This window comes from Ureibacillus terrenus (genome assembly GCF_006569205.1).
Classification (GTDB): domain Bacteria; phylum Bacillota; class Bacilli; order Bacillales_A; family Planococcaceae; genus Ureibacillus; species Ureibacillus terrenus.
On record NZ_VIGD01000074.1, the window covers coordinates 1 to 651 of the forward strand.

Here is a 651-nt window from a genome sequence, read left to right on the forward strand (position 1 = left end):
CCTCGGCCACTTCGAATTGGTCTTTTTTCCGAACACGGCTGAGGGTGTTGCGGACTTTGTGCACGACACAGCGCTGCACATCGGCTTTCGGATACACCGCCTTAAAGGCTTCCTCCAGCCCCGGAAGGCCATCGAAGACGCCCAGAAGCACTTCCTTGACGCCTCTTTTGTAGAGCTGCTGGAGAATCTCCCGCCATCCGTAGGCGCTTTCTTGTCCTCCCACGAAGAAATCCAGAATTTCTCGATACCCTTCTTCATTCACTCCTAACACCACATAAATAACTTCTTTCTCTACCGTATCGCGGCGAAGTTTCAAGTACAAGCCGTCCAAATATAAGACGGAATAACGCTGATGTAGAGGACGATTGTGCCATTTCTCGATGTCTTCCTTCTCGACATCGGTAATCTGGATGATCGTCGCAGGAGAATAGGTGCTTCCTAGAATTCGTTCGATAAACTTGCCAATTTCCCGTGTACTCATGCCACTTTGATACATCCTGATGATGGCTTCCTCCAGCCAGCCGGTGTGGCGTTGGTAAGGAGCGAACAATTGGGTTTGAAATTCTCCGTTTCGGTCTCTAGGGACCAAAAGACCTTCAATCCGGCCATATTGCGTATCTAGATTTCGTTGATAGTAGCCGTTTCTCATAT

At 49.2% G+C, this 651-nt stretch carries 1 protein-coding gene; it reads right to left on the minus strand.

Annotated elements, in window-relative coordinates; genetic code table 11:
* A partial coding sequence (locus tag FKZ59_RS14465) for an IS256 family transposase (protein WP_141603401.1) occupies nt 1-651 on the minus strand: 651 nt, incomplete at both ends.